This is a genomic window from Paenibacillus sp. FSL H8-0548 (genome assembly GCF_038630985.1).
Classification (GTDB): domain Bacteria; phylum Bacillota; class Bacilli; order Paenibacillales; family Paenibacillaceae; genus Pristimantibacillus.
On record NZ_CP152049.1, the window covers coordinates 3,342,361 to 3,367,149 of the forward strand.

At 44.6% G+C, this 24,789-nt stretch carries 21 protein-coding genes and 4 pseudogenes; 17 read left to right on the forward strand and 8 right to left on the reverse strand.

The window, feature by feature from the left end; all coding sequences use genetic code 11:
• The first annotated feature begins 3 nt into the window (after positions 1 to 3).
• The 3 genes from MHI37_RS13885 to MHI37_RS13895 all read left to right on the forward strand — a co-directional run bounded on the left by MHI37_RS13885 (position 4) and on the right by MHI37_RS13895 (position 2,529).
• A complete protein-coding gene (locus MHI37_RS13885; protein WP_076335360.1) occupies positions 4 to 801 on the forward strand; it encodes an ABC transporter ATP-binding protein in 798 nt (265 codons plus the stop codon).
• The gene (locus MHI37_RS13890; protein WP_256709923.1) at positions 801 to 1,619 is read left to right on the forward strand and encodes a TatD family hydrolase; all 819 of its coding nucleotides are present in this window, start codon (positions 801 to 803) and stop codon (positions 1,617 to 1,619) included. The genes MHI37_RS13885 and MHI37_RS13890 overlap by 1 nt, the downstream gene beginning before the upstream one ends.
• Before the next feature lie 130 nt (positions 1,620 to 1,749).
• Positions 1,750 to 2,529 (forward strand): glucosaminidase domain-containing protein, encoded by a 780-nt coding sequence (locus MHI37_RS13895; RefSeq protein ID WP_076335359.1) that lies wholly within the window; start codon positions 1,750 to 1,752, stop codon positions 2,527 to 2,529.
• A gap of 401 nt (positions 2,530 to 2,930) precedes the next feature.
• On the opposite strand, the gene MHI37_RS13900 is transcribed toward MHI37_RS13895, so the two are convergent.
• Positions 2,931 to 3,521 carry a nucleotidyltransferase family protein gene (locus MHI37_RS13900; protein WP_076335358.1) on the reverse strand — a complete coding sequence of 197 codons (591 nt, stop codon included), beginning with the start codon at positions 3,519 to 3,521 and terminating at the stop codon, positions 2,931 to 2,933.
• A gap of 109 nt (positions 3,522 to 3,630) precedes the next feature.
• The gene (locus tag MHI37_RS13905) at positions 3,631 to 3,789 is read right to left on the reverse strand and encodes a hypothetical protein (protein WP_179090152.1); all 159 of its coding nucleotides are present in this window, start codon (positions 3,787 to 3,789) and stop codon (positions 3,631 to 3,633) included.
• 393 nt (positions 3,790 to 4,182) lie between these two features.
• Here MHI37_RS13905 and MHI37_RS13910 point away from each other — a divergent pair, with 393 nt between their 5' ends.
• Positions 4,183 to 4,449, forward strand: a complete 267-nt coding sequence (locus tag MHI37_RS13910; protein ID WP_144023610.1) for a hypothetical protein — start codon at positions 4,183 to 4,185, stop codon at positions 4,447 to 4,449.
• Positions 4,450 to 4,700: 251 nt separating this feature from the next.
• Here the strand turns inward: MHI37_RS13910 and MHI37_RS13915 are convergent, their stop codons facing one another.
• A complete protein-coding gene (locus tag MHI37_RS13915; protein WP_179090151.1) occupies positions 4,701 to 5,576 on the reverse strand; it encodes an MBL fold metallo-hydrolase in 876 nt (291 codons plus the stop codon).
• A gap of 136 nt (positions 5,577 to 5,712) precedes the next feature.
• On the opposite strand from MHI37_RS13915, the gene MHI37_RS13920 reads away from it, so the two are divergent.
• Both MHI37_RS13920 and MHI37_RS13925 read left to right on the forward strand, forming a co-directional pair.
• Entirely contained in the window at positions 5,713 to 7,242 is a 1,530-nt protein-coding gene (locus MHI37_RS13920; protein ID WP_076335355.1) for an FAD-dependent oxidoreductase, read from the forward strand.
• Between the two features lie 57 nt (positions 7,243 to 7,299).
• Complete coding sequence (locus tag MHI37_RS13925) at positions 7,300 to 8,508, forward strand: MFS transporter (protein ID WP_256709919.1); 1,209 nt, start codon at positions 7,300 to 7,302, stop codon at positions 8,506 to 8,508.
• A 33-nt stretch (positions 8,509 to 8,541) separates the two neighbouring features.
• On the opposite strand, the gene MHI37_RS13930 is transcribed toward MHI37_RS13925, so the two are convergent.
• The 3 genes and pseudogenes from MHI37_RS13930 to MHI37_RS13940 all read right to left on the reverse strand — a co-directional run bounded on the left by MHI37_RS13930 (position 8,542) and on the right by MHI37_RS13940 (position 9,374).
• Positions 8,542 to 8,691 (reverse strand): excalibur calcium-binding domain-containing protein, encoded by a 150-nt coding sequence (locus tag MHI37_RS13930; protein ID WP_342556561.1) that lies wholly within the window; start codon positions 8,689 to 8,691, stop codon positions 8,542 to 8,544.
• Positions 8,686 to 9,108 (reverse strand): annotated as a pseudogene (locus tag MHI37_RS13935) (NucA/NucB deoxyribonuclease domain-containing protein); the annotation flags it as partial. The pseudogene MHI37_RS13935 and the gene MHI37_RS13930, both read right to left, overlap by 6 nt.
• Positions 9,109 to 9,251: 143 nt before the next feature.
• Positions 9,252 to 9,374 (reverse strand): sporulation protein YjcZ, encoded by a 123-nt coding sequence (locus tag MHI37_RS13940; protein ID WP_083676087.1) that lies wholly within the window; start codon positions 9,372 to 9,374, stop codon positions 9,252 to 9,254.
• Positions 9,375 to 9,585: 211 nt separating this feature from the next.
• Here MHI37_RS13940 and MHI37_RS13945 point away from each other — a divergent pair, with 211 nt between their 5' ends.
• The 9 genes and pseudogenes from MHI37_RS13945 to MHI37_RS13985 all read left to right on the forward strand — a co-directional run bounded on the left by MHI37_RS13945 (position 9,586) and on the right by MHI37_RS13985 (position 20,794).
• Positions 9,586 to 10,740 carry a benzoate/H(+) symporter BenE family transporter gene (locus MHI37_RS13945; protein WP_076335352.1) on the forward strand — a complete coding sequence of 385 codons (1,155 nt, stop codon included), beginning with the start codon at positions 9,586 to 9,588 and terminating at the stop codon, positions 10,738 to 10,740.
• A gap of 57 nt (positions 10,741 to 10,797) precedes the next feature.
• Complete coding sequence (locus MHI37_RS13950; RefSeq protein ID WP_076335351.1) at positions 10,798 to 11,199, forward strand: RrF2 family transcriptional regulator; 402 nt, start codon at positions 10,798 to 10,800, stop codon at positions 11,197 to 11,199.
• A gap of 129 nt (positions 11,200 to 11,328) precedes the next feature.
• Positions 11,329 to 12,234: an NAD(P)/FAD-dependent oxidoreductase gene (locus MHI37_RS13955; RefSeq protein ID WP_076335467.1), complete on the forward strand. Its 906-nt coding sequence runs from the start codon at positions 11,329 to 11,331 to the stop codon at positions 12,232 to 12,234.
• Between the two features lie 242 nt (positions 12,235 to 12,476).
• The gene (locus MHI37_RS13960) at positions 12,477 to 13,058 is read left to right on the forward strand and encodes a hypothetical protein (protein WP_076335350.1); all 582 of its coding nucleotides are present in this window, start codon (positions 12,477 to 12,479) and stop codon (positions 13,056 to 13,058) included.
• Between the two features lie 343 nt (positions 13,059 to 13,401).
• A pseudogene (locus MHI37_RS13965) lies at positions 13,402 to 15,765 on the forward strand (rhamnogalacturonan lyase); the annotation flags it as partial.
• 27 nt (positions 15,766 to 15,792) lie between these two features.
• Positions 15,793 to 16,083 (forward strand): annotated as a pseudogene (locus MHI37_RS13970) (cohesin domain-containing protein); the annotation flags it as partial.
• A gap of 84 nt (positions 16,084 to 16,167) precedes the next feature.
• On the forward strand, positions 16,168 to 16,596 hold the full coding sequence (locus tag MHI37_RS13975) for a dockerin type I domain-containing protein (RefSeq protein ID WP_342556562.1): 429 nt from the start codon (positions 16,168 to 16,170) through the stop codon (positions 16,594 to 16,596).
• A gap of 74 nt (positions 16,597 to 16,670) precedes the next feature.
• Positions 16,671 to 17,699 carry an S-layer homology domain-containing protein gene (locus MHI37_RS13980; protein WP_076335348.1) on the forward strand — a complete coding sequence of 343 codons (1,029 nt, stop codon included), beginning with the start codon at positions 16,671 to 16,673 and terminating at the stop codon, positions 17,697 to 17,699.
• Between the two features lie 59 nt (positions 17,700 to 17,758).
• On the forward strand, positions 17,759 to 20,794 hold the full coding sequence (locus MHI37_RS13985) for a GDSL-type esterase/lipase family protein (protein WP_179090149.1): 3,036 nt from the start codon (positions 17,759 to 17,761) through the stop codon (positions 20,792 to 20,794).
• 292 nt (positions 20,795 to 21,086) lie between these two features.
• Here MHI37_RS13985 and MHI37_RS13990 read toward each other — a convergent pair whose 3' ends face one another.
• Together MHI37_RS13990 and MHI37_RS13995 are read right to left on the reverse strand one after the other, a co-directional pair.
• The gene (locus tag MHI37_RS13990; RefSeq protein ID WP_342556563.1) at positions 21,087 to 21,725 is read right to left on the reverse strand and encodes a cohesin domain-containing protein; all 639 of its coding nucleotides are present in this window, start codon (positions 21,723 to 21,725) and stop codon (positions 21,087 to 21,089) included.
• Positions 21,699 to 22,871: pseudogene (locus tag MHI37_RS13995) on the reverse strand (GDSL-type esterase/lipase family protein); the annotation flags it as partial. The gene MHI37_RS13990 and the pseudogene MHI37_RS13995, both read right to left, overlap by 27 nt.
• A 351-nt stretch (positions 22,872 to 23,222) precedes the next feature.
• Between MHI37_RS13995 and MHI37_RS14000 the strand changes: the two are divergent.
• Together MHI37_RS14000 and MHI37_RS14005 are read left to right on the forward strand one after the other, a co-directional pair.
• Positions 23,223 to 23,702 carry an RNA polymerase sigma factor gene (locus MHI37_RS14000; RefSeq protein ID WP_076335345.1) on the forward strand — a complete coding sequence of 160 codons (480 nt, stop codon included), beginning with the start codon at positions 23,223 to 23,225 and terminating at the stop codon, positions 23,700 to 23,702.
• 2 nt (positions 23,703 to 23,704) lie between these two features.
• Positions 23,705 to 24,412 (forward strand): zf-HC2 domain-containing protein, encoded by a 708-nt coding sequence (locus MHI37_RS14005; RefSeq protein WP_076335344.1) that lies wholly within the window; start codon positions 23,705 to 23,707, stop codon positions 24,410 to 24,412.
• Positions 24,413 to 24,789 lie beyond the last annotated feature (377 nt).

Genomic DNA, 24,789 nt, shown 5'->3' on the forward strand with positions numbered 1-24,789 from the left:
CGCATGAGCAATGACGAGCAAAATAAAAAGACTGCCCTTCAGGTGAACGGTATTCGGAAGCAATTTGGCAAAGGGAGCGCAAGCAAGGTAGTGCTTGGCGATTTATCCTTTTCTGTAGCAGACGGAGAATTCGTTTCGATTATAGGCCCGTCTGGCAGCGGAAAGACGACACTGTTTCAGGTTATTGGCGGCTTAGAGAGGCCATCAGAGGGTGAGATTTGGATTGATGGCAAGTTGGCGACGGGTGAGCGCGGACATATTGCGTATATGCCGCAGCAAGCGTCGCTGCTGCCATGGGAAACCGTTGCGGGAAATATTGAGCTGGCGCTTACTATATCCGGGGTTGATCGGAGAGCGGCGAAGGAGAAAACAATCGAATGGCTGGCGCGGATCGGCTTAGAGGAATATGCCAAAAGCTACCCGCATCTGCTCTCAGGAGGAATGCAGCAGCGCGTTTCCTTTCTCCGCGCCCTGCTCGCACCGCAGCGGCTGATGCTGCTGGATGAGCCGTTTGGCGCTTTGGACGCTCTAACCCGTGTGCAAATGCAGCAATGGCTGATGTCTATTTGGGAGAAAAACCGTAAATCTGTGCTGCTGGTAACACATAGCATAGAAGAAGCGTTGTTTTTATCGGATCGGATTATTGTGCTCTCAGCATCACCCGCTGTTATTTTGGAGCAATTTCAAATGCCATTTGAACGTCCACGCCACGAGTCGATATGGTCTGAGCCAAGCTTCATCGCACTTAAGCAGCGTATTTACGAGCTGCTGAGGCTCGGAACCGAGGGAGGAACGATTTGATGCCGAAGGCAATGGAGCAATTCTATATTGATTCACATGTGCATGTTGATTTATACGATGAACAGGAGCGGGATAAGCTGCTTATGAATGCCTTCGCTGAAGGAGTGGCAGCAGTAGTTGCAGTCTCGATGCATAGACCATCCGCCTTGGTAAACCATGAGCTGGCCATTCGCTACAAAGGCCGCGTGCATCCAGCCTATGGCTTTCATCCAGAGCAATCTATTCCAGATGAGGATGAGCTGGGCAAGCTCTTTGCATGGATCCGCTTGTGCCATGAAGCCGGTGAGGCGTTTGCTATCGGAGAAGTCGGTCTGCCCTATTATATGCGTATAGAGGCAGAGGAAGCGGAGCCCAAGGTGCCGTTTGATGAAAAGCCTTATTTAGTATTGCTGGAGCGCTTCATCGCACTTGCTGCCGAGCTTGATCGGCCCATTATATTGCATGCGGTATATGAGGACGCAAATAAAGCTTGCGATATGCTGGAGAAGCATGGTGTACATAAAGCACATTTTCACTGGTTTAAGGGCAGCGCAGATGTCATTGCACGAATGGCAGCGAGCGGCTATATGGTTTCGATTACGCCGGACGTAGCGTATGAGGAAGAAATTCGGCAGCTTGTGGAGCGATACCCGCTGGAGCAGCTGATGGTTGAAACAGATGGACCATGGCCATTCGAAGGACCGTATGCGGGTCAGCCAACGCGGCCTGCAATGGCTGCTGATGCAGCGAGGCATATAGCCGACATTAAGCAACTGCCAGCGGCATCAGTGGCTGAGCGGCTGCTTGCGAATACACGTCGTTTTTATGGAATTTCATAGAATTTGTATGATCGGCCTCAGTTCATACCTATTTGTCCCTTGCAAGTGGCGCCTTTCCTGCATACAAAGATAAGGACAGGTTTTTATTTTTAGTCTTATCTTAAAATATAGGGCAGAAGGGAGTCACAGGATGGCACAGCTGACAAGAAATCAATTTATCGCTTTATTGGCACCAACGGTTATTCGAATAAGACAAGAAGGCTCGACGATGTTTCCGTCTGTTCGATTGGCACAAAATCTGCTTGAAACCGGGGGTGTCATTCATTCCTGGTACAATTTAGGAGGCATTAAGGTTGGCAGCGGTAAAACGAATGCATTCTGGCATGGCGAAGCAGTCGTAAAGGGTACGTGGGAAGTGATTGATGGACGAAGCATAAATACGAGTGCAGCCTTCCGGGCTTACAAGAGCGTGTATCATTTTTATAAGGATTTGGATTTACTGCTGGCAACCCCGCGCTATGAGCGCGTTCGCAAGGCAGCAACGCCTGAGGGGCAAGCAGACATGCTCCTAGCTTGCGGCTATGCGACAGACCCGGCTTATTCCACTAAATTAAAGGCTATTATTTCGCAGTACAATTTAAAAAGATTTGACCCCTTGGGCAGTAAGCAGGTACCGAAGCCAGAAAAGCTGAAAGAGGCAGAGCTGGTCGTTGTTGTACATGACGGTCAAGTGATCTCGGATGGCTATTTGCTAAACGGAGTGACATGGGTACCAGCTAGGCTTCTTGGAGAAGCGCTTGGAGCGAAAATAGATTGGACTGGAACACAGGTGACGGTAAATGGAACGGCGCTTGATTCTATTTTGTCGGAAGCAACGGGCTATGTCCGAATTCGAGATTTGGCGGCAGAGGTAGAGCTTAGTGCAAGCTGGGATTCAGCTGCACGCGTAATCGTGCTTGCTAAGGTGTAGTCATTTTGACGGTCAAGTGTTGTTTGCAGAAGCACAATAAGAAAGCCAGCGGAGCTCCGCTGGCTTTCTTATTGTATAGGAAACTATGGATTCTCCGAACTTGTTGATAACGATGCTGCACGAGCAGCCGGAGAGCGGATAAAGAAAGCTAACGGAAGTCAGGGACGCTATTGTTGCATTTTTGGTTAGCTTCACATTTTAACGGAAATGAGAGACTTTATTCCGCAGAAATGAAGCGAGATCGGGCATGTAGGGTACAAATAGAGGCCCGTGTTTCCGTTAGAATCTTGAAACGGAAAATCAAGACGATTTAGCGTCTCTGGTTTCCGTTAGAAGTGTGAGCTGACGCGTCTGCGATTTCCAATCACCCGTAAGGGTGGTTTTTTTCTTGTGCTGGGAGGTTAAACGAGATCGATGATTGTCCCCGCAGTATAGATGTGAATCAATGGCCAGCGCTGCTTCCAATTTTTTTTGGAGATACGAGCTTCATAATGCTTTAACTTCGCTGGAGAGGCTGCGAAAAAAGGGGTAGGCCTGACACGCATGTGAATAACATCGTCAATCCCGCATGGAGCTGTCAGCACGACGTTATCGTCATGATCCAGCGTAAGTCCAAGCGCAGTGGCCGTTTCCGGAAATTTTGATATTGCGTCAACGGAAGAAAGGTAGGGCGGCGCCTGATCGAGAAGATGCATTCTGGCTTCATTTTTGACGGACCAAGGAATACCTGGCAATAGAGTATGAAGCCGAGACTCGAGCTTCTTTTCCTCTGATTCGTCTAAATTACTTTCATCGAAATAAATAACATCAACATCAGGCGTAGCCGTTCTTTCGAGAAAGCCATGAAGCTCGTCCCAAACTTTGGAGCGAATAAAGCCTGCACATACCCACCAATCCGGCAATTGCAAAGCTTTGGCTGCTTTCAAAACTCCGATCATCCATTCATCGTCATTCACGAGCTGAATAATGTCAGCTTCATTACGAATATTCAATAGGACATCCTCCTTAAAATTACTTTTTGCAATGCTTGCACAGGAAGAAGCCGGCATCCGATCACTAAGGGTCGATTGCCGGCTTCCTTGTGGTACATCGATATTCAGTTCATTTGCCTTTTTTGGAGGCGGCCCAGAAGGCGAGAATAATAAGTGGAATGATGATATACCAGGGAATGGTAATGGTTCCGCCAACAACTACGGCCAGCACCGTGACTATAATAACGCCAATAATAATGTACAGACAGCCTCTGCCGACTGTTCCCATCGTCAATCGCCTCCTAAAGCTTTGCCTATGTGGAGCAAAGCCCTCTTCGTAAGCAGCTGCTTCCAGAAAGTATATTCGTTTATACCGTTTTTATTGGTGTTAGGTTCCAAATAATTAGTTTAAAATCTCTAGTTCACCCTGGAACGAAAGACAAAAAAATGGCCCACATTGCTGTGGGCCGATGTCCTAGATCTATATATCAACAGTGGGGTTGATGTCTCTTATTATAAAAAATAAACCTTAACTCAACATTAAAAAAGCATGTCGGTTTATTGAAGGAAATTTTTCTGGAAATTTTACATGGAGAAAATGTTTGTCACCATTGCAGTTAATCAATGCCGTTTAGGATAAAGGAGTAAGTAAAGAGAGGAATGGTGATTAGCAATGAGTGCGATGGCAATTGCAAAAAATCTTGAATCCGAAATAGCTGACAGGGTACAGTATGCACCGCGTGTGTATGGGAAACAAAGCTGCTATGAAACACTTCGAGCATTTCAAAGCAACCCAGAAGCTCCCTGCATCATCGTATGTGATAAGAAAGAGCAGCCGATTGGATTGGTGAAAAGAGAGCTCTTTTTTTTAAAGCTTAATGGTCCAGGTGGACTGGATACTTGGCAAAGGCAGTCAGTGCTAAAGTTAATGAATAAAGCCCCCTTATAGCTAATATTGAATCTCCGCTTGAGCTTTTGGGCGCAGCTCTGGATGTTGGATATGGTTTAGCGGGTCCTGGTAATCATTATGTGATCATCACGAAGCAAAGGAGCATATTGGGCGTTATTGAAGCAGCTGCCTTAATTCATTAATCTAAATCGCCGGTCCGCAGGCAGCAACCGATAGAAAGTAATCCTGAACTGTCCAAAAGAGGACGGTTTTTTTTGTTGTGGAGAAACAGCAAAACGCACGGCTCCCCCTTAATGGAGCTTATTATGAACATAAAGTCCTTGCTTTGGTACAGCAATCTCATTAAATTTCTGCGTAAGCAGCTTTAGATTGTCTTTAAGCGTCTCGCCGAACATGGGTTCACCATGGCCTGTTATTGCCAAATACGGATTTAGATCCTCTAGCTTCTTCACGGATTTCTCAGCTGCTTCCCAATCTGTCGTAAAATATTTGGGCGGGCCGCTAATTTCTTGTTCCTGTGTCATTACTTTATATAGCGATTCCTGTTTCACGGTAACAAAAGCGTCTCCAGCAATTAAAGTTCCGTCATCTTGACGAAATAAAGAGATATGACCTGGTGTATGCCCAGGGGTATGAATGTATCTCCAGTCTGGAAGGCCCGGAATATTCCCGCCTGGCGGCAGCGGCTGTACACGATCATCGAGATTAATTCCATCATGCGGAAAGAAGGAAGACATTTGTGCTATAAGTCCTCCATGAACACTAGGATCAGCAGGCGGGTAATCAGACTTGCCGGTCAAATAAGGCAGCTCCCGCTTATGTGCGTAGACAGGTGCATTCCAGTGCTCAATCAATTCAATAATGGCACCTACATGATCAAAGTGGCCATGTGTCAATATGATGGCTGTTGGAGCTCGATCAAAGCGTTCTTCCGCTGCTGCAATAATTTTCTTGGCGGATCTTGGCATGCCAGCATCAACAAGCACCCAGCCGTCCTCTGGTTTATTAGGGTCACCAATAAAACAAACGTTAACGATTTGAATAGGAAAACAAAAGATATCAGGACGATAAGCGAGCCCTTCTCCACTAGCAAAAGTCGTTATCGGCATAAAAGTATTTTCAAATGAGCTCTCCAAGTGAACAGCGCCTCCTTTATCATCTTCCATTGCTTTTAATAAACTGTCCCAATATGGGCCGCTTATTCTGCTCGAAGGAGAGTTATTCGTTTCTTTTTTAGTGAGGATGAAAGGGGAGGTTATCGTACATATTAGGAGATGAATGATTTGCAGGAGGAGATACATAATGACAGAACCATACAGCATTCCTAGGTTTCCTGAGTCTTATTGGATACAATCCACGATACTGCCTCAGTATGCTGCTCTTGAGCAAAGCATAGAAGCAGATGTTGCGGTTGTAGGGGGTGGAATATCCGGCATCACAACAGCTTATCTACTTGCCAAGGAAGGGCTGAAGGTTGTGCTGTTAGAAGCAGGTCAGCTCCTTAATGGCACAACGGGACATACAACAGCTAAAATTACGGCCCAGCATGATTTAATCTATGATGAGCTTATAACGAAGCTTGGGGCTGAGAAGGCTTTATTATATTATCAGGCAAATAATGAAGCGCTGCAGTTTATAAAGCAAATGATCGTGGAGAAAAACATCAACTGCGGCTTCTCTATACAGGATTCCTATGTATATACGGATTCAGAAAAATATATAAGCAAGCTGGAGAAGGAAATGACTGCTTATAATAAGCTTGGAATAGCGGGAGCTTACGCAGAGCAAATTACTCTTCAGCTGCCTGCTAAAGCGGCAGTCATTATGCACGAGCAAGCACAGTTCCATCCGCTGCACTATTTATCAGCTCTTGCGCTTAAATTTGTAGAGGCTGGCGGTACCATTTATGAGCAAACAACGGCAGTTGATGTAGAGGAGAATCCACTCCCTGAGGTCATTACAAGCAAAGGCCACCGTATCAAATGCAAGCATGTGGTTTCCTGCACGCACTTTCCATTTTATGATGGTCACGGCTTTTATTTTGCAAGAATGCATGCGGATCGCTCTTATGTGCTTGGGCTTCATGTTGAGGAAGATATTCCGGATGGGATGTATTTAAGCGCAGAGGAGCCGAAGCGCTCTATTCGTTATGCAGAGACGCCAGAGCAAAAGAAGCTGCTGCTCATGGGGGGACAGAGCCACAAGACAGGTCAGGGAGTATGCACGATCAATCATTATGAGGAGCTAAAGAGCTATGCATCGAAGCATTTTCAAGTAAAGGAAATTGCCTATCGTTGGTCAGCCCAGGATTTGGTGACAGGAGATGATCTTCCGTATATTGGACGGATAACCGCTTCGTCTCCAAATGTATATATAGCAACCGGCTATCGAAAATGGGGAATGACCAATGGAACAGCGGCTGCTTTACTTATTCGTGATTTAATTTTGGAGAAGAATAACGCCTATGAAGAGCTTTTTACACCATCACGATCGATATCGCTTAGTACAATTGGAAAGCTTGTCGTAGACAATGCGGATGTCGCTAAGCATCTTATTGCAGGAAAGCTGGAAGTGGTTCACAGCAGACCGGAGGATTTGGCAAAGGACGAGGGCGGTGTCGTGCGGCTTCATGGCAAAAGAGCAGGTGCTTACAAGGATGAGAACGGAAAGCTGTTCCTTGTCGATACAACCTGTACACATATGGGATGCGAGGTGGAGTGGAATAACGGTGAACGGACTTGGGATTGTCCATGTCACGGCTCAAGATTTGCATTTAACGGAGCTGTTGTCGAAGGACCTGCAGAAATGCCTCTAAAGACGCTAAAGCTATAGCTATCGCTTGTCATTCGATTAAGAGCTTGTGTTTAAGCAGCAGAAAGGTGAGTGACAGTGGGGAAAAGGTGGGATTTGGCTGCTTTAGCATCTATACCTTTAATTATGACATTAGCTAACTCTATGCTCATTCCCGTTCTTCCATTAATGCAGAAAAAACTAAATATTTCTTCCGTGCAGTCAAGCCTAATCATAACGGTTTATGCTGCCGTTTCGATTTTGTGTATTCCTATTGCCGGTTATCTGTCCGATCGCTTTGGGCGAAAAGTAGTGATCATTATTGGTCTTTCGATTGCTGCTGTAGGCGGGCTAATATCAGGCTTGGCTGCTTGGTTAATGGATTCTCATGTGTATGTGGTCATTTTGGCGGGGCGATTCATTCAAGGCATTGGTGCAGCCGGGGCCTTTCCCATTGTGTTGCCTTTAGTTGGAGATATGTTCGAGAGTGAAGAGGAAGTAAGCAGTGGACTCGGCATGATTGAAACCGCTAATACCTTCGGAAAAGTGCTCAGCCCTGTCTTAGGCTCGGCGCTTGCGCTGGTTATTTGGTTTCTTCCGCTAGCTGTCATTCCATTTATATCGTTGATTGCCATCCTCGGGGTCATTTTTTTTGTTAAGGTGCCTAAGCAAAAAAGCAATGAAAAAAACAGCTTCAGCAATTTTTTTCAGTCACTTAAAGCTATTCTTGCACAAAAGGGACACTGGCTATATGCAACATTCGCTATCGGTGGAATTAGCATGTTTATTATGTTCGGTTTTTTGTACTACTTATCCTCAGTTCTGGAGGACCATTATCATATCGAAGGCATATGGAAGGGCCTCGTTCTTGCTATCCCGTTAATCGCAATCTGCCTTGCCTCGTTCATTACTGGAAAAATGGTTGGCGAAAACAAAAACAGAATGAAGTGGCTAATCGTTGTAGGTACGGCGATGTTAGCGATAATGATGTTCACCTGCGGCGTTATGAATACAAAAGGGCTTATGTTTCTGCTAACCTTCATGTTCGTAAGCGGTGCAGGGATCGGATTAGCTCTCCCCAGCCTAGATGCTTTAATTACGGAAGGCATTGAGAAAAAACAACGAGGAACGATTACTTCGCTGTACAGCAGTGCCCGATTTATAGGTGTAGCGGCTGGGCCGCTCATTGCGTCGTGGCTTTTAACGAAAGAGGCATTTTTATTTTATCTGTTTGCCGGCTTCGCATTGCTCTGCACGGTGTTAGCCTTGCTGACGATTAAGCCCAGTAAAGATGAAAAGGCTGCTTGATATGGCAAGCAGCCTTTTCGCCTTGATGAAGCACTAGCTGCAGGCGATGCCGTCTCTATCCCGATCAAGCTTAATGCTGTAGCCAGGATCTCCTTCATACAGTGGTGCTGCTCCAGCTTCCCGCGCAGCGCTGCAATTAGCATAGTATACGATCTCTTCCGTTATTTCGGAATCATTAATGATGAATAATACCCGTGTACCGTCCGCTAAATCCGTTAGCTTATTGCCAATCCAAGAGCCAGCCCCTCGATTATCCTTAGGTGAGACATAAGCGATATCTGCACCTTCACCGCCTTCTTGACACATGGCCATCGGCCATTCATCTCGATCAAATCCTTTTTTCGTCGGTATGCCGCGTAAAGAAGCTACGCGATTAGCATCTGCACCGTTTCGATCAATCGTACAAACAGCAGACGCACCGGACGCAATCGCAGAGGCAATATGAGCCATCGTCTCTGGATATCGATCAGTTGGCAAAATAATCTTCATATCGTGCTCTGCATTCGTTTCAATGCTCGTTGCATTTGATGGAAGGGATAAAACTCCGCAGCCTGAGAGTAGAAGAACAAGTGCTAGCATTGCGGTTAATAATGTTTTCATTATGTATCTCCATTTCAAGTGGTTTGAAGCTATCATACTACATGAGCTTAACGAGCGAAAAGCATGAGTAACAAACAAAATGCACAGGGCTCATGAAATGAGTCCTGTGCGTTTACATCTATAGAGGTTGTTTGACAAGGATATTAGTAGCCCTTACCGTAGCCGCCGCCAAAGATACCGCAGCTGCAAGCGATAATGACCAATAAGATGAAAAGAACTAAAATAGTTCCTGTGCTCGTAAAAGCACCGCCAACGTGTCCGGACATAGGTCATTGCACCTCCTTGCTTCTTGTGTACATTGTAGGTTATGACTAAGAACGAATTTCTGATTGGGTGTTTGTTCCCTTTACGAATGAATTAGGTCATCCGCCTATCGGAAATTGCTGCAAAAGGTTGACGCAACCGCTCCTGTTCGATTATCCTTATGTCCAGCCAACAGAGCTGATTATCATTGAACAGCAGAGAAGGGACTACAAAATGAAGCTTCATGCACAACCGCTATTAGCTGGTTTTTTATCCGCTTTACTTGCATGTACTGGCGGGGCCATACTCATTGTCAGCAGCGCCGAGAATGCAGGCTATACAAATTACGAGCTTATCTCGTGGATATTTTCGGTTTATTTTTTTGGAGGATTGTTAAACGCAGCCTTGTCGCTCTATTATAAAATTCCGTTTGGCGGAGCACATTCGATAACGGCAGTTGCTTTTTTAAGTACATCCGTTGTTGTATTTTCTATCGAAGAGCTGGCAGGGGCAGCGATCATGTCGGGGCTGATTATTGCTGTTTTTGGATTATCAGGCCTTGCAGATAAGGTATTGACCTATCTCCCGAAACCGCTGCTTGATGCGATGTTGGCCGGATTGATATTCAATCATATTGTGAAAATAGTGCCGGCATTCAAGGAAAGTCCTTTTATTGGAGGATTGGCCGTGCTTGGTTTTCTGTTGTTTCCTAAAATATTCAAGAAATGTCCACCGATTTTAGGTGTAGTTTGTATGGGCATGCTGGCGCTCTGGATCGGCTACGATTTTCCTGCAGCTGATCAAATTCCGTTCGCGCTGCCGCATATCATTTCGCCTGTATTTTCGTGGAACAGCTTTATTTCATTAGCTTTACCGATATCGCTGCTTATCTTAAGCAATGATCTATTTGTTGCTCTTGCGGCGCTTAGGAAAAATGGTTATGAGCCCTCGGCGATAAAGGCGATCACAATATCAGGAGTGGCTACCTCGCTTGTGGGATGGCTTGGGGGTCATTCTGTCAATGTTGGTGGAATGATGAGCATGCTCTGCAGCAGTGAGGAGGCAGGACCTCAAGCGAAGCGGTATTATTCTGGGATCGTTTCCGGTGTCCTTGTTGCTTTGTTTGGATTGTTTGCATGGAAAGTCATCGCATTTATGAAAATATTGCCGCTTTCCTTTATTTTGATCGTGACGGGATTTTCGCTGCTCGGTGTGTTTATCCAGAGCATGCAATCCGCTTTCTCGAAGCAGCAATTTAGCTATTCAACGGTCATTGCCTTCGCTATCGCAGTATCGAACGTTTCTTTTTTAGGTATTTCCGCACCCGTTTGGAGTCTTGTGGTCGGGCTGTTTATGATGAAGTGGTTCAGAGAAGGGAAAGCTGCTTGACTAGTGTTAGTATTAGAGGTTATTATAGATCTATAAAGTCTGTGATTGAGGTGGAATATGAAATACTCAAAAGCAACCAATTATGCGCTGCATACGATGCTCTTATTGGTCGCTGCCGCATCAGATAAACCAGTTGGCGTACAGCAGCTTGCTGAGAAGCAAGGGGTCTCGCCAACCTATCTTTCCAAAATATTAACAAAGCTTGTGAAGGCAGGGTTGATTGAATCAGCTTCGGGAGCAAACGGCGGGTATCTCCTAAAAAGGAAGAAGGAAGACATTTCTTTTTTGGATATTATTCATGCGATTGAAGGGACGACTTCTTTGTTCGATTGCACACTCAACCATACAACCGATTGCTTAATTCAGAAGGTAATGGTAGAGGCGGAGCAAAAGATGGAGCAGCATTTGAAAGACCAAAAAATAGTTGATTTAGTTGGTACACTCACTGTGAGCCTGTAGCTCTCAGTGAGTCATTGGTGAGCTGCTGCTTTGATATATTTTTTTGTTTAATTGGAGATATGATATGTCTCTAATGTCTTTAATGATTCGAGGAAAAAACATTAAATGATGGAAATGGAGCTGGCGGTTATGTTATACGATTGTGTTATTATTGGCGGAGGACCCGCAGGATTAAATGCAGCGCTGGTGCTTGGCAGAGCGAGAAGAAGCGTTGTGTTGATTGATAATAATCAACCTAGAAATGCAGTAACACATGCCTCACATGGATTTTTGACGCGAGATGGTGTAACTCCGGGCGAGTTTCGCGGGATTGCTTATGAAGAGGTGCTTCGTTACCCATCGGTCGAGCATTGGCAAGTTGAAGCAGCATCCGTTATAAAAACAGAATCAGGCTTTAAAGTAACGATGCAATCAGGAGAGCATGTGCAAGCACGGAAAGTCATCCTCGCTACTGGATTAAAGGAAGTTTTTCCTGAAATTGAAGGATTTTATGCATTATACGGAAAAAGCTTGTTTAATTGTCCCTATTGTGACGGGTGGGAGCTTCGGGATCAACCACTTGTTATCGTCTCAGAGTCTCCGATGATATTTCATTTTGTTAAAGTCGTTTATAATTGGAGCAAGGATTTAATCGTTTGTACGAACGGTCATGCGACTTTGACCAATGATCAAAAGGAATTGCTTCTTTCAAAAGGAATAACGATCAGAGAAGAGCCTATTTCTGCTTTCATTGGTCAAAATGGAATGCTTGAGCAGGTCCGCTTTACGGATGGCACACAAATTGAAAGAACTGGTGGTTTCGTGAGCCCAAGCTTTTTGCCGAAAGCTTTATTCGGAGAAAGCCTAGGCTGTGCGCTGACGGAGATAGGCGGAATAAAGACGGATGATTTTGGCAGAAGCACGATACATGGGCTATACGCTGCAGGAGATGCATCGTATTTCATGCCTTCCCAGCTCATTTACGCCGCAGCCGATGGCAGTAAAGCAGCTGTTGGAGTTAACATGGATTTGATAGATGAGCAGTTTGGATTGTAGTCATTTATCGTAAAAATTGAAACAGACTTTGTGCCCTAAGGGTACAAGGTCTGTTTTTTGTATACAGTTTTTAACAAAATTATTGGTTTATTGTGGTATGATTACAGGTGAGGCATATCCATTAGATAGAGTGGGGTGAATACAAAATAAGTAAATACAAAGGACTTTTTTATCTGTTGCTGCTGCTTTTTTCTTTACTCCTCTTGGTTATCGATCATCGCGGATATTCTTTTGGTGACCAAATGTTTAATTTATTCGGAATATCGCCATGGAGTAATAAGGAGCGCGGCTTGGGGCTGCATTTTCCAGTAATTATCGGCATTCCATTGCTCTTAATAAGCGGTCGTTTGCTCATAAAATATTATAGAGGCAGATATGTGAAAGCGGGCAGAGTCGTCGTTATTAGTAGTATTATTTTCCTGTTTATATTTCCTTGGATAGCCAACGGGGTTATGCTGCTCCTTCATTATAATCAACCCGGAATTATGAGTTTGGATTACTCCAAAAAGAACTCTACCTGTCAGTTTAGTACGGATATGGATAGGGGTACCGTCCATTTTAAATGTAATTTAACACTGATTAATTATAGTAATCGCGCAAAGGGAATTAAGATACGACCAGTATTTAAAGAAAATGACGGTGAAGCTTTAACTTTGATTCATATAAAGGATAATGAAATTGTAGTGCCGCCAAGATCAAATCGCCAATATAATCTCAATTTCTCAGGCAGCACGGATCAAAATATATCTACTTCAGGCTATACGGTTGTATCGGGAGTACATTTCCAAAGTGAAAAGCAGAAGAAAGAGGTTTATTGGAAGTAGATAAACGAATCGTGAATAAGAAACCGTCGCCCATCATGCGACGGTTTCTTTCAGTTTGTCGATTAAGAGTCGAAAATTGTCATAAAAAAGAAACACTGTTTTTTTATGGTAACTCACTGTTTTTTATATTTTGGGATTGCTGCAGACAACCTATACTTTAAACTAATCTCCGCGATTATGTTAGTTAAATTTCCACTAAGGAGTGAAAGCGGTTACTTTATTTTAATAACTAATCATGATTGCCTTCTTCAGCTCTGCAATTAGACATTACTTGGGAGAAGCTACGCAATATTCAAATTTTCACATTTGGAAACTAATAAAAAAGCAGGGGAAGGTGATCGTAATGGCTTTAATGAAATCTTCATTACTCAAGAGTACAATGACCACATTTTTAGGAGTGACAGTACTTCTATCAAGTATGTCAGGCATTACAGCAGCTAGTGCTCAAGCCAATTCATTATCACTAAAAAACGGCTATCAATTGGAATACCTTGATCGTGGGCTCGTAGCTGCTAAGGTATCCAATGGCGTTTTTTTGAGCTGGAGGCTGTTGGGCAATGAGGTACAGGGCTATTCTGACAAGGGTCTGACGGGTACGGACTTTAATGTCTACCGTAATGGCGAGAAGATCGCAACCGTAACTAACAGTACTAATTATCTCGACAATAATGGAACAGCGGAAAACGAGTATTCAGTCGTAGCCACTGTTAACGGAGAAGAAACAGGTACGGGTGCTGCTGCAAAGCCATGGACAAGCAACTATCTTGATGTCCCGCTAAAAGTGCCGGCACCTGGGGTAACGCCTTCTGGGGAAAGCTATACGTATTCAGCAAATGATACGAGTGTTGGAGACGTTGATGGAGACGGGCAATATGAGCTTTTCGTCAAATGGGACCCCTCGAATTCAAAGGACGTTTCCCAAAAAGGCTACACTGGAAATGAACTCATCGATGCCTATACGCTTGAAGGCAAGCTGCTTTATAGGATTGACCTAGGTGTCAATATTAGAGCAGGCTCACATTACACGCAATTCAACGTTTATGATTTTGATGGCGATGGAAAAGCTGAAATGATGTTCAAGACTGCCCCTGGCACTAAAATTATTAAATATGACGAGGCAGGCAATGTTGCCTCTGAGAAATACATTACGATGCTGGCAGAAGACATCGCTAGCGGTTATAGCAACACGGATGACTATCGTTACAGTGCAACCGACTATTACAACCATCTTGTTCGGATGTTTCAGGACTATCATAACCACCCAGAGGTTATTGCAGGTAATTGGCCGGCAACCCTCGAAGAAGCTTTCCGTCCGATAGAAGCATTATTCACTGGCAGTGCTGCATTGACTCCAATGCCGGTGCATCAATATCCATTGTCACTTGCAGATGCGCAGACCTTGGCGGACTATTATATTGATGTTCTTGCCCCTAAACGGAGCGTCAACAATCAGCTGCGTACCTTCGAAGGCTTTATCCTGACAGGCCCGGAATATTTGACGGTATTTAATGGCGAAACCGGCAATGAGATGGAAACGATTCGCTACAAGCCGGGACGTGAAGACGATGGCCTTATTTGGGGCGACTATGCGCTTGGTAGAGTTGAGCCCGGCAATCGAGTAGACCGTTTCATGAGCAGCGTTGCTTTTCTCGACGGGAAAAAGCCTTATTCCATTATGGCCAGAGGCGTATACACAAGAATGACGATGGCTGCATACAGCTGGGATGGGAATCATCTGGAGGAATATTGGTTTGTTGACAGCGGCCATGTTCCAATGACCAATCCGTTCTTTGACAGCCCGCATGGACGACTTGGCACTAATGCTGGGTATGAAGGATTGACAACTCAGGGCGGTCATTTCATGAGCATAGCGGATGTCGATTTTGATGGCAAGCAAGAAATTATTTATGGTGCATCGACGATCGATGATGATGGAACTGTCTTGTACAATTCGGAAGGTGCGATGCCTGCAGGCAGTGAGGCTCCTGGTGAGATTCGCCGGCTTGGCCATGGTGATGCTCTGCACGTTGCAGATATCGACCCCGATCGTCCAGGTCTCGAAATCTTCATGGTGCATGAAGGCGGGGCAAGCGTTCCATACGGTTATGAAATGCGTGACGCCAAAACAGGAGTCGTTATCTATGGCGCTTATACAGGCAGGGATACCGGTCGCGGCATGATCGGCGATGTAAATCCTAGTGTCAGAGGTTTGGAAACATGGGCGGTCTCGCTGCTGAGTGCCACAGGCGCGCCAGTGACCGGAGGCACTCCTGGATCGAATATGAGCATTTACTGGAATAGCGACATGACAACCCAAATTGTTGACGGATCTGGCAACTCTACTCCGACGATCCAGCAACGCTCTCCTTCTGTATCTACCGTACTGACAGCAACAAATACAAGAACAAACAACTCTACTAAAGGTAATCCTAGCCTTGTGGCCGATCTGTTTGGTGACTGGAGAGAGGAGCTGATTGTCAGAACGGTAGACAGCTCCGCGCTGCGAATTTTCTTGAGCACCAGCGTAACGGATCGGAAGCTTCACACGTTAATGCACGACGCACAATACAGAATGCAAGTGGCAACACAGCAAACGGTATATAATCAGCCTGCGTACCCAAGCTACTATTTCGCAAGCGATACAGACTTTTCTAAAGTCAACGTACTTGATTTCTGGACCCCAATGATAGATGAAGCTCCGAGTGAAGCTAGTGGCGCTGTATTGAATGGTGCTAACGCAGTTATTGCTGGTCAGTCATTCGATCTTACTTACAGCTTAAATAATGTTCAAAGGGAAATTGTTGCGCAGGATATTACCATTACCTACGATGCAGATTCACTAGAGTTTGTTGCTCCGCCTGTTTCACTGGATGAGCAGAAAGCTATAATAGCCGCTTATGATGAAAAACCTGGTACTGTTCGAGTATTAGTCGTTCATCTTGGCGATACGCAGACGAATCTAAACAGCGATTTAATCAAGCTCAGCTTCAAAGCGAAGCAAACAGCTGCGTCTGGAATTACTAACATAGCGGTCAGCAAGCTAGAAACGGCGAACGGATTAGGCGAGGAGTTCTTACTAAGTGGGTCGTCTCATGCGGTTCAAATCAATGTGATAGACAGATCGGCTCTGAATAACCTCATTACTGAGGCGCAGGCTGTGAAAAACAACGCTGTGGAAGGTACAGCCATTGGTCAATATCCAGCAGGCTCCAAAGCGACTCTACAAACTGCAATAGACAAAGCAGTCCAAGTTGCTCATCTTTCTGAAGCAACTCAAGCGCAAGTAGAGCAAGCTGCTAATGAACTGAATGAAGCGCTGCAAGCATTCAAGGCAGCTATTAATGTCTCTGTTTCAGGTGACTTTAACAATGACGCCAAAGTAAGCATTGGAGACTTGGCCATTTTGGCTAAAGCTTATGGTGCGACATCTTCTGATGCCAATTGGAATCAAGTGAAGCATCTGGATATGAACAAGGATAATGTGATAGACATTGCTGATCTTGTTGCACTTGCAATCATCATTTTCAAAAATAATTAATAGGGATGGAGCTTGGCCCGGAGGGGGAATTCATTTCTCCCTCCAAACTACTTGTGTGAAAGGACTGCTGCTGCATGAAACGAAGTTGGTTGCATTTCAGTTTAGTGATTATACTTGCGGTCTCTTTGTTCCCTTCAATGGTGATGGGGGCTGAAGTGCCTTCCTTTTCAATATCATCTGCAAGCTCAACTGTCGGGGTCGGCCGGGATATTCAGGTTATTGTAAAAGGAGCTCAAATTCAAGACTTGTATGGCTATGAAATCCGTCTATCCTACGATACCGAACGCTTGCGATTCAAGGGTGCTGCTGCTTCTTGGTCGGGATTTTCTGTGCCTAACTCTGGTAAGGATGGGGAGGTTATCTTCGCACATACAAAGCTTGGTACATTAAAAGGGGAGTCTGGATCAATCGATCTAGCTACTTTCACATTCGAAGCGAGAAGCAAAGGTGATACAGAGATTACGCTGACAAGAATTAAGCTTGTCGATTCGCAGGTGAAATCAGTCGTTGTAACACCACAAAACAAAGCAGCGCTTCATATTACTGAGAATGCGAAAGTATCCTTTAGTGACATTGACAAGCACTGGGCAAAGTCACAGATAGAAGAGGCTGCCATTATCGGCTTTGTTAATGGTTATCCAGACGATACATTCCGTCCAAACGCAAATATTAATAGAGCGGAATTTACTGCCATGCTGGCACGTGCGGTTCAACTGCCTGCTGCCCTAGACAAAGTATTAGATTTTGCTGACAATGATCAAATTCCCGTCTGGGCTGCTCCGTACGTTGCAGAAGTAGCATCTGCCGGTGTTATCTCTGGTTATCCGGATCAAACATTCCGCTGGAGCAACAATATTACCCGTGCTGAGATGGCTGTTATGGTAGCTCGAGCTGCCAAGCTCGATTTGTCGGAAAGCGATTCGGCTAACTTTGCTGATGATGCGGCTATTCCGAGCTGGGCTTATTCAGCAGTTTCAGCTGCCAAAGCGAACGGTCTAATCAATGGGAAAAATAATAATTTGTTTGACGCTAATGGCAAAGCTACACGTGCAGAGGCCGTAGTTATGATCTTAAACCTTCTCAATTATCTTCAAACAAAATGATTGTGATCATCGCATGCGAGGGCGATCAAAAATGATTAATGAAGGCGAGGATGGTTACTTTGAGGAGTAATAGTTTTAGGAGGACAGTTGCACTCATTACGATGTTTGCAATATTATTTTTTGGAGCTGTGCCTGGTGCTTTTTCTGTCACTGAAACAGCTTATGCCGCACAGAATGAGTGGAAATTCGACTTTGGCTCAGGTGCGCTGCAAGAGGGGTATGTACGAGTAGACTCGTCGTCTGCGTATTCTTCTGAATTAGCTTATGGGTTTGCGGATATTTCAAAAGTAAGCTGGGGCGATCGGAGTACGGCAGACGCGTTGCGAACCGATTATGCTGCCCCGGGCGATACCTCCTTTAACGTTGATTTGCCGTATGGTGATTATTCCATCACTGTGGTCAGTGGAGATTCGCAAGAGGCTGCTCATGTTGGCATGGTTGTGGAAATGATTCAGAAGGTGGCGACTACAGCCGTTGCTTCTGGTTCATTTATGGAAAGGTCATTTACGCTTTCTATGGTGGATGGACAGATGAATATGTTCTTTACAGGTACAGCGCCGAAAATTAACAGTCTGATTATTACAAAGCTTCCAGAGCGGACGGCCAATACAGTTCCCAACGTATTTCTGGCAGCTGACTCTACCGTGTCTTCCTACGGTGCTAGTGCAAAGCCGCAAGCGGGCTGGGGGCAAATGATCAGCCGTTTCTTCACCTCTGATGTGAATTTTGTCAATCGCGCCATTGGTGGAAGAAGCAGCAAATCATTTATCGTGGAGGGAAGATTGGATTCTCTGCTGCAGGAGCTTCGGCCTGGTGATTACATGTTTGTGCAATTCGGACACAATGATGCAAGCATAGACAATGAGGCGCGTTATGCTTCTGTGCCGGATTATAAAAACTATTTAAAGCTCTATATCAACGGTGCACGGCAGCGCGGAGCCACACCTATATTAGTTACGACGGTCACGATGCGATATTTTGATCAGGAAGGTAAAGCCATCCCGTCGTTTGTTGATTATGTAAACGCTACTAAGGAAGTCGCTGTAGAAATGAATGCCCCGCTCGTTGACCTGAGCGCGCTAAGCGTCGCTTACCTGAATCTGATTGGTCCGGAAACGTCTAAATTGGTTTATCTTCATGTTCCAGCAGCCATTTATTCGGCCTTCCCTGATGGCTTGATCGATAATGTTCATTTTCAGGAGTTTGGAGCAATCCAAATTGCCCGTCTTGTGGCAGGAGCAGTTAAGCAATTGGATATCCCATTGGCAGGCTTAGTAACCGATGTGACGATTCCGCCCGTGCCGTCAGTTCCACAAAATGTTGCGGTCAGCAATCTTAGCAATACGGGTGCTAAAATATCATGGAACGCCTCAGAAGGCACAGAAATTTATAAGATTTACCGAAAGCTTGCTTCTGACACGGACTATGTGTCATTGATGACAACCTCCGATACGAGTATTAATATTAGTGGAATGGTCGAAGGCAAAAAATACGATGTTCGCGTATCGGCAATCAGCGGCAGCGGTGAATCGGAGAAGTCGGCCGTTGTCACATTCGAGACGTCTGTGGCAGGGTTGAATTTCGACTTTGGTCTCGCAGGCAGCCCTGTTGCAGCAGGATATACGGAAGTCAATTTGTCCACGCTTTATACGAAGGAAAGAGGCTATGGCATTACTGATTCCACTGACATGATTGGTCGAGACCGAGGCGAGAGACCGACATTGAGTACAATCTTAAGTGATGCGGTTCGTGACTGGCTCGGTTACTTTAATGTAGGCTGGGAATTCAAGGTTGATCTTCCTAACGGCTTGTATGCTGTTAAGTTGTATGTAGGTGATTATTCGGGCACGGCAAGAACTAACGTAGCTATTGAGGGAGTGAGCTATGGTGCTTTTAATGCGGCTGCAAGCTCCCATATTGAAAGAGAAATCCCTCTAGTCACGCTTGCTGATGGGCAAATGGTGTTTAATTTCACTGGATCAACAGCCATTGTTAACGCTCTAGAGATTAAGAAATTGCTGATGACACCTACAAATGTGACTATTGACGGCAGCTCACTTGCCTGGGCAAAAGTCGAAAACGCAGTAAATTATAAAATATATCGCAGCGCTAACGGTGGAGTGAGTGAATGGCTAGGTTCCTCGGAAACGAATAGCTATCCTGTGACTGCCGTTGAGCCCGATGTGAACTATGTGTATACGGTAACTGCAATCAACAGCAACAATCAGGAGACACCCCCTTCGGAAGCGGCAATTGAGCTGAGTCTTGTAGAAGAAAAAGCGGCATTAAGCGGGCCGGCAGAGGTGTTCGCAGGTCAGGCATTTGATCTGACTTATAGCTTGCGCAAGGTAACAACAGAAGTGCTCGCTCAGGAAGTGACTTTCAGCTTTGACAGTGAAAAGTTGGAGTTTGTTTCTGCGGAATCCCTGAACAACGAAAAGTATGCTGTTATTGTGGATACTAAGGAAAGCGTTGGTGAAGCTCATCTCTTAATTGTTTATCTAGACAGGGCTCAAAGCAATCCGAATGAGGATCTGCTCACATTGAAGTTTAGAGCGAGAGCGGCAGCGGGTGATGCGAAAATTGACGTCTCGCAGCTGATAACCGCCGATTCGAACGGAGTAGAAACGAGTCAGTTAGGTACATCTTATACGCTTAGAATCAATGTTGTTGACAAGGCTGCATTGAACGCATTGATCACAGCGGTAAAAGCGATTCATCAGGCTGCTGTAGTAGGCACCGATGCAGGGCAATATTCATCCAGCTCGAAAGCTCAGCTGCAGCAGGCAATCACTGCAGCCCAGCAGGTTAGTGAAGACATTACAGCAACCGATCAACAAGTAGCAAGTGCAGCAGCCTTACTGGACGCTGCACGGCAAGTGTTCCTCGATTCCGTTGTCCGCTTGACTGGAGACTATAACAACGATCAGCGCGTATCTATAGGTGATCTGGCGATTGTTGCAAGCCACTACGGTACAAGGCTTGGGGATTCGGAATGGGAGCTTGTGAAGTCGGCAGATGTCAACGGAGACAATGTTATTGATATTGTAGATTTGAGCGCTCTGGCAAGATTGGTCATTACTAGCAATCCATAATTATGTAATAGGTAAATGAAAAGGGTACAGATAGGCTGGACACCTAATTAGGCGTTCAGCTTATCTGTACCTATTTTGAAATATAGGAAAGCCATTTCGCCATACTTTCTCTATATTTCTGGGAATGAAACGCGCAGCGCCGCCAAAGGACGGCGACAGCCGTTTCACCTTGTATGTTGAAATTTGGCCTATGTAAGCAAAACACAGCCAACATCCGAGGGGATGTTGGCTGTGTTTTTCATCTTTTGCAGCTTACCGGTTCATCTAACCGCTACAAGTAATCGGAAAACAATTATTGGGAAGTCGAATCCAATATGCTTCTTGCCATAAATACGAGGTCGCTTATATCGATGATGTTATCCTGCACAAGATCGTATTTTTTGTAGAGAGCCCAATCCGTATCAGCGGAAGTTTTGCCATATGCTGACGCAACAAGAGCCAGATCGCCAATTGAAAGTCTACCGTCGTTATTCACATCTCCCGGCAGAGGATTCGGATTGCCGGTTGATTCTTCAATTTGGACATGGAGAGCAGCGCCTGACAGGCGGCTTTCAATGCCCTGACCGTTTGACTGAACTACTGAGTTTAAAGTAATGACCGTATTTTCCGCAGCGTCGGACTTTGCTTTGAACGTCAGCTTGAGCAGGTTTCCGCTAAGTCTTGGGCTTTTACCGGTATACACAGTAATGAATCGGGCTTTTCCTTCAGTCAGAACCTTGTCTGCAATGATGAAACCATCCTTTTGCGCGTTGGCTGACACAAGCTCTACATCATTCGGATTATAATGTACTGAAATGTCCTGAGCGTATACTGCCACACTCTCGTTCACACCGCTTAGCCCGAAGAAAACATCAAGCTCTTCTCCAGCTTTTACGATCTGGTTTCCATTCCATGTCGTTTCTGCAAAACCATCGAGTCCTTGTCGTACCAGATCTTCAGCAAAAATACGTGCAAGCTGAGTAGCGCCGTCACGATTAATATGCAATGTATCATTAATCGTGTACATATAAAGCTGGTTCGTCGCCTCGGCTCCAATAGTCGTAAAGTAAGCGGAGCTTAGAACATTCAGGTCAACTAACGGAACGCTTTCTTCGTTTGCGAGCTGTCGAACCTGAGTGTTGTACCATCGATTCGGATTCGTATGAACATTGGAGGCGTTGAAATCACCGGACCTCCCCTGTGGGGTAGAGAGGATGATGGTCGCGCCTGTTGCTTTGATCTGTCTAATGATATCGCGTGTAATATCTTTGAATTGAGAGGCTGTTGTTTCATTTTTGGCAGCAGTATCATTAATGCCGAATTGATATATGAAATAATCTCCGGGCTTAATGTACTTCAGAATAGCTTCCAATTGTCCATCATTCCGGAAGCCTCTTGCAAACTGACCGCCGGAAGCCAAATTTTTGACATAAAAGGTTTCGGGATCAAGAAATTGCTGCAGCATTTGCCCCCAGCCGGCTTGGAAGGTCGTATCCAGCGGGTAGTAGCTGCTGACAGTGGAATCTCCACCAATAAATATAGTTCTTTTCGTCGCAGGGAGGTCAGACAGCTTCGTAATTTCAAGTGCGCTTAATGTGTAATTCGCACCAACCAGCCCTTCAGTAACGAGCAGGTTCAATTGTCCATCCGTAATAGGGAACTGAACCTTGTCTTGAGCTCCGTTTCCAGTCAGGTTAATGATTTGGTAAACACCTTCGGCAACGACAGTAGATCTTTCTGTATCGCCTAAGGTAACCCCAATTTCGTATAGTCCATTAGGTAAATCAACATTAAAGGTGTTTGTGCTTTTGTTGCCAAAAGTGACAAATTGCACAGCATCACTCTGAACGCCACTGCCCGAAGCAGTAACATTTTTCATATGCTCAGGTGTGTTAAAGCCATAACCTATGGATGAATCATATTGATCCATAGCGCTGACCCCAACATAACCACTCTCAACACCTTGATTGCCAAAATCAAAACGATAAACGACTGATGAACTCGCAGCGGCTTCTGCTGGTAGAATGCTTAAACCGCTAATGACAACGATTAGCGCTAGAAAAATAGTGAAAGCTTTTGGTAATATGCTTTGTCGCATAGCTATCCTCCTTATCAATTGAAAGCGTTTACTATTGAATGTAGTATATTGACTTTTGTGAGCTGCATAAGCTTGTGAAAATGAATTCCCTCCCTTCAAAATATTATAAATAGCGTTAATGAAGTCTATTAAATCAGTATGCATACAAATAATAGAAGTAATCCAATTATTAGTAAAGTTAATAAACAGCGCTTTTTGTTCAATATTCTGACCAATTGATATAATAGGCTTCTTAAACGAGAAAATGGTGCACTACTTACGCATGCAGGATTTTCATGCCTGAAATAGTTTTGTATTATTTTGTAACGAATCATCGGTTAGCCAGTCTTATTAATGCAAGGGGGTGAACGAGTGGCTGATTTGAAAAAAATCTATGATCAGTATTTTCAAGACATATACTTATTTGCTTTGTCCTTAAGTCGAAATGAACAAATTGCGGAGGAAATAACGCAGGAGACTTTCTTTAAAGCGCTGAAAAATATAGAGCAATTTAAAGGCAATTGCAAAATTAGCGTCTGGCTGTGTCAAATCGCCAAAAACACCTATTATTCCTATATGGACAAGCAGAAACGATTAGCAACAGATGATCGACCTGATAGAGCCAGCGGTTTTGATATTGAAAAACATTTCGTCGACAAAGCGGAAACCTTACGTATTCATAAGTTATTGCATGGACTGGACGAGCCGTATAAGGAAGTTTTCACATTAAGAATATTTGGAGAATTATCGTTCGACCACATCAGCCAAGTTTTTGGGAAAACGGAGAGTTGGGCAAGGGTGACGTTTCATCGAGCGAGGCACAAAATAAAAGTATTAATGATGGAGGAATGACTATGAACAAAATATCATGTGATGTCATTAAAGACTTGCTGCCGCTTTATTACGATGACATATGCAGCGAAGCCACTAAAGAAATGGTAGATGAGCACATAGCCGTTTGTGTGGACTGTAAAATGATACTGGACAAGATGAATGACAGCATCGGCTTGCCGTTTGAAACCATTGAAAAAAATAAGCTGGAGGGAAGCGGGCTAAAAAGCATTCATTCAAAATGGAACCGTACCAAATCAGTGGCATTTGCTAAAGGATTGATTTTGGCTGCTGGAATTTGTACTGCACTATATCTAGGTTACGTTGGTTTATTCCAATGGAATGTTACAAAAGTACCTGCAGATGTTATAAAAATAACAAATGTAAGTCAGCTGAAGGATGGGAAAATAGCATACCACGTTAAGATGACCGACGGCTACAATGTAAACCAAATCAATTTTAATTTTGATGATTCTGGAAATTTTTACATGACACCTGTTCGCCCGATTATTAAATCCAAGAAATTTGCTGATATTGGACTGGCCAATATGTACGATTTCGTAGACCTCAAACAGGTAAATGGCAATCAAAACAAACCTGGCAAGGAAGATATTCAAGCCGTTTATTATGGATCACCAAAAGATCCTATTCTGATTTGGAAAAAAGGGATGGAATTGCCGGCAGCAAGTGATGCGATGGAGTCTCAATTTGTTAATCTTGACTTGGAATAATTCTCACTAAATAGGCGTACACTTCGTTTCTCCAGTACAAGTCTCCGCTAGTTGAAGGAGAAGCACTTACACTGCACTTTGTACAATGAAAACCTCACATGAGCGCTGTTTCAGATGGCTACATTGTACTATTGCAGTAGAATGAGCTCCAAACCAACGAATATCACCCGAGAATTGGCATTCTATTGCACAAACTACAGTGTACGTGCCCTAGTTAGGCTGGCAACGTCGATTACGTTGTACAAACTGCAACGCAGCCGCTTCCTATAGCGCTGAACCCATCGAGCCAGTATGACCAATCTAAGAACCGGAGAAAGAAAGCTAAAGTAACCAACTAGATCAGTTGAACTAGAAATACACGTTTTGGGTCTCACTTC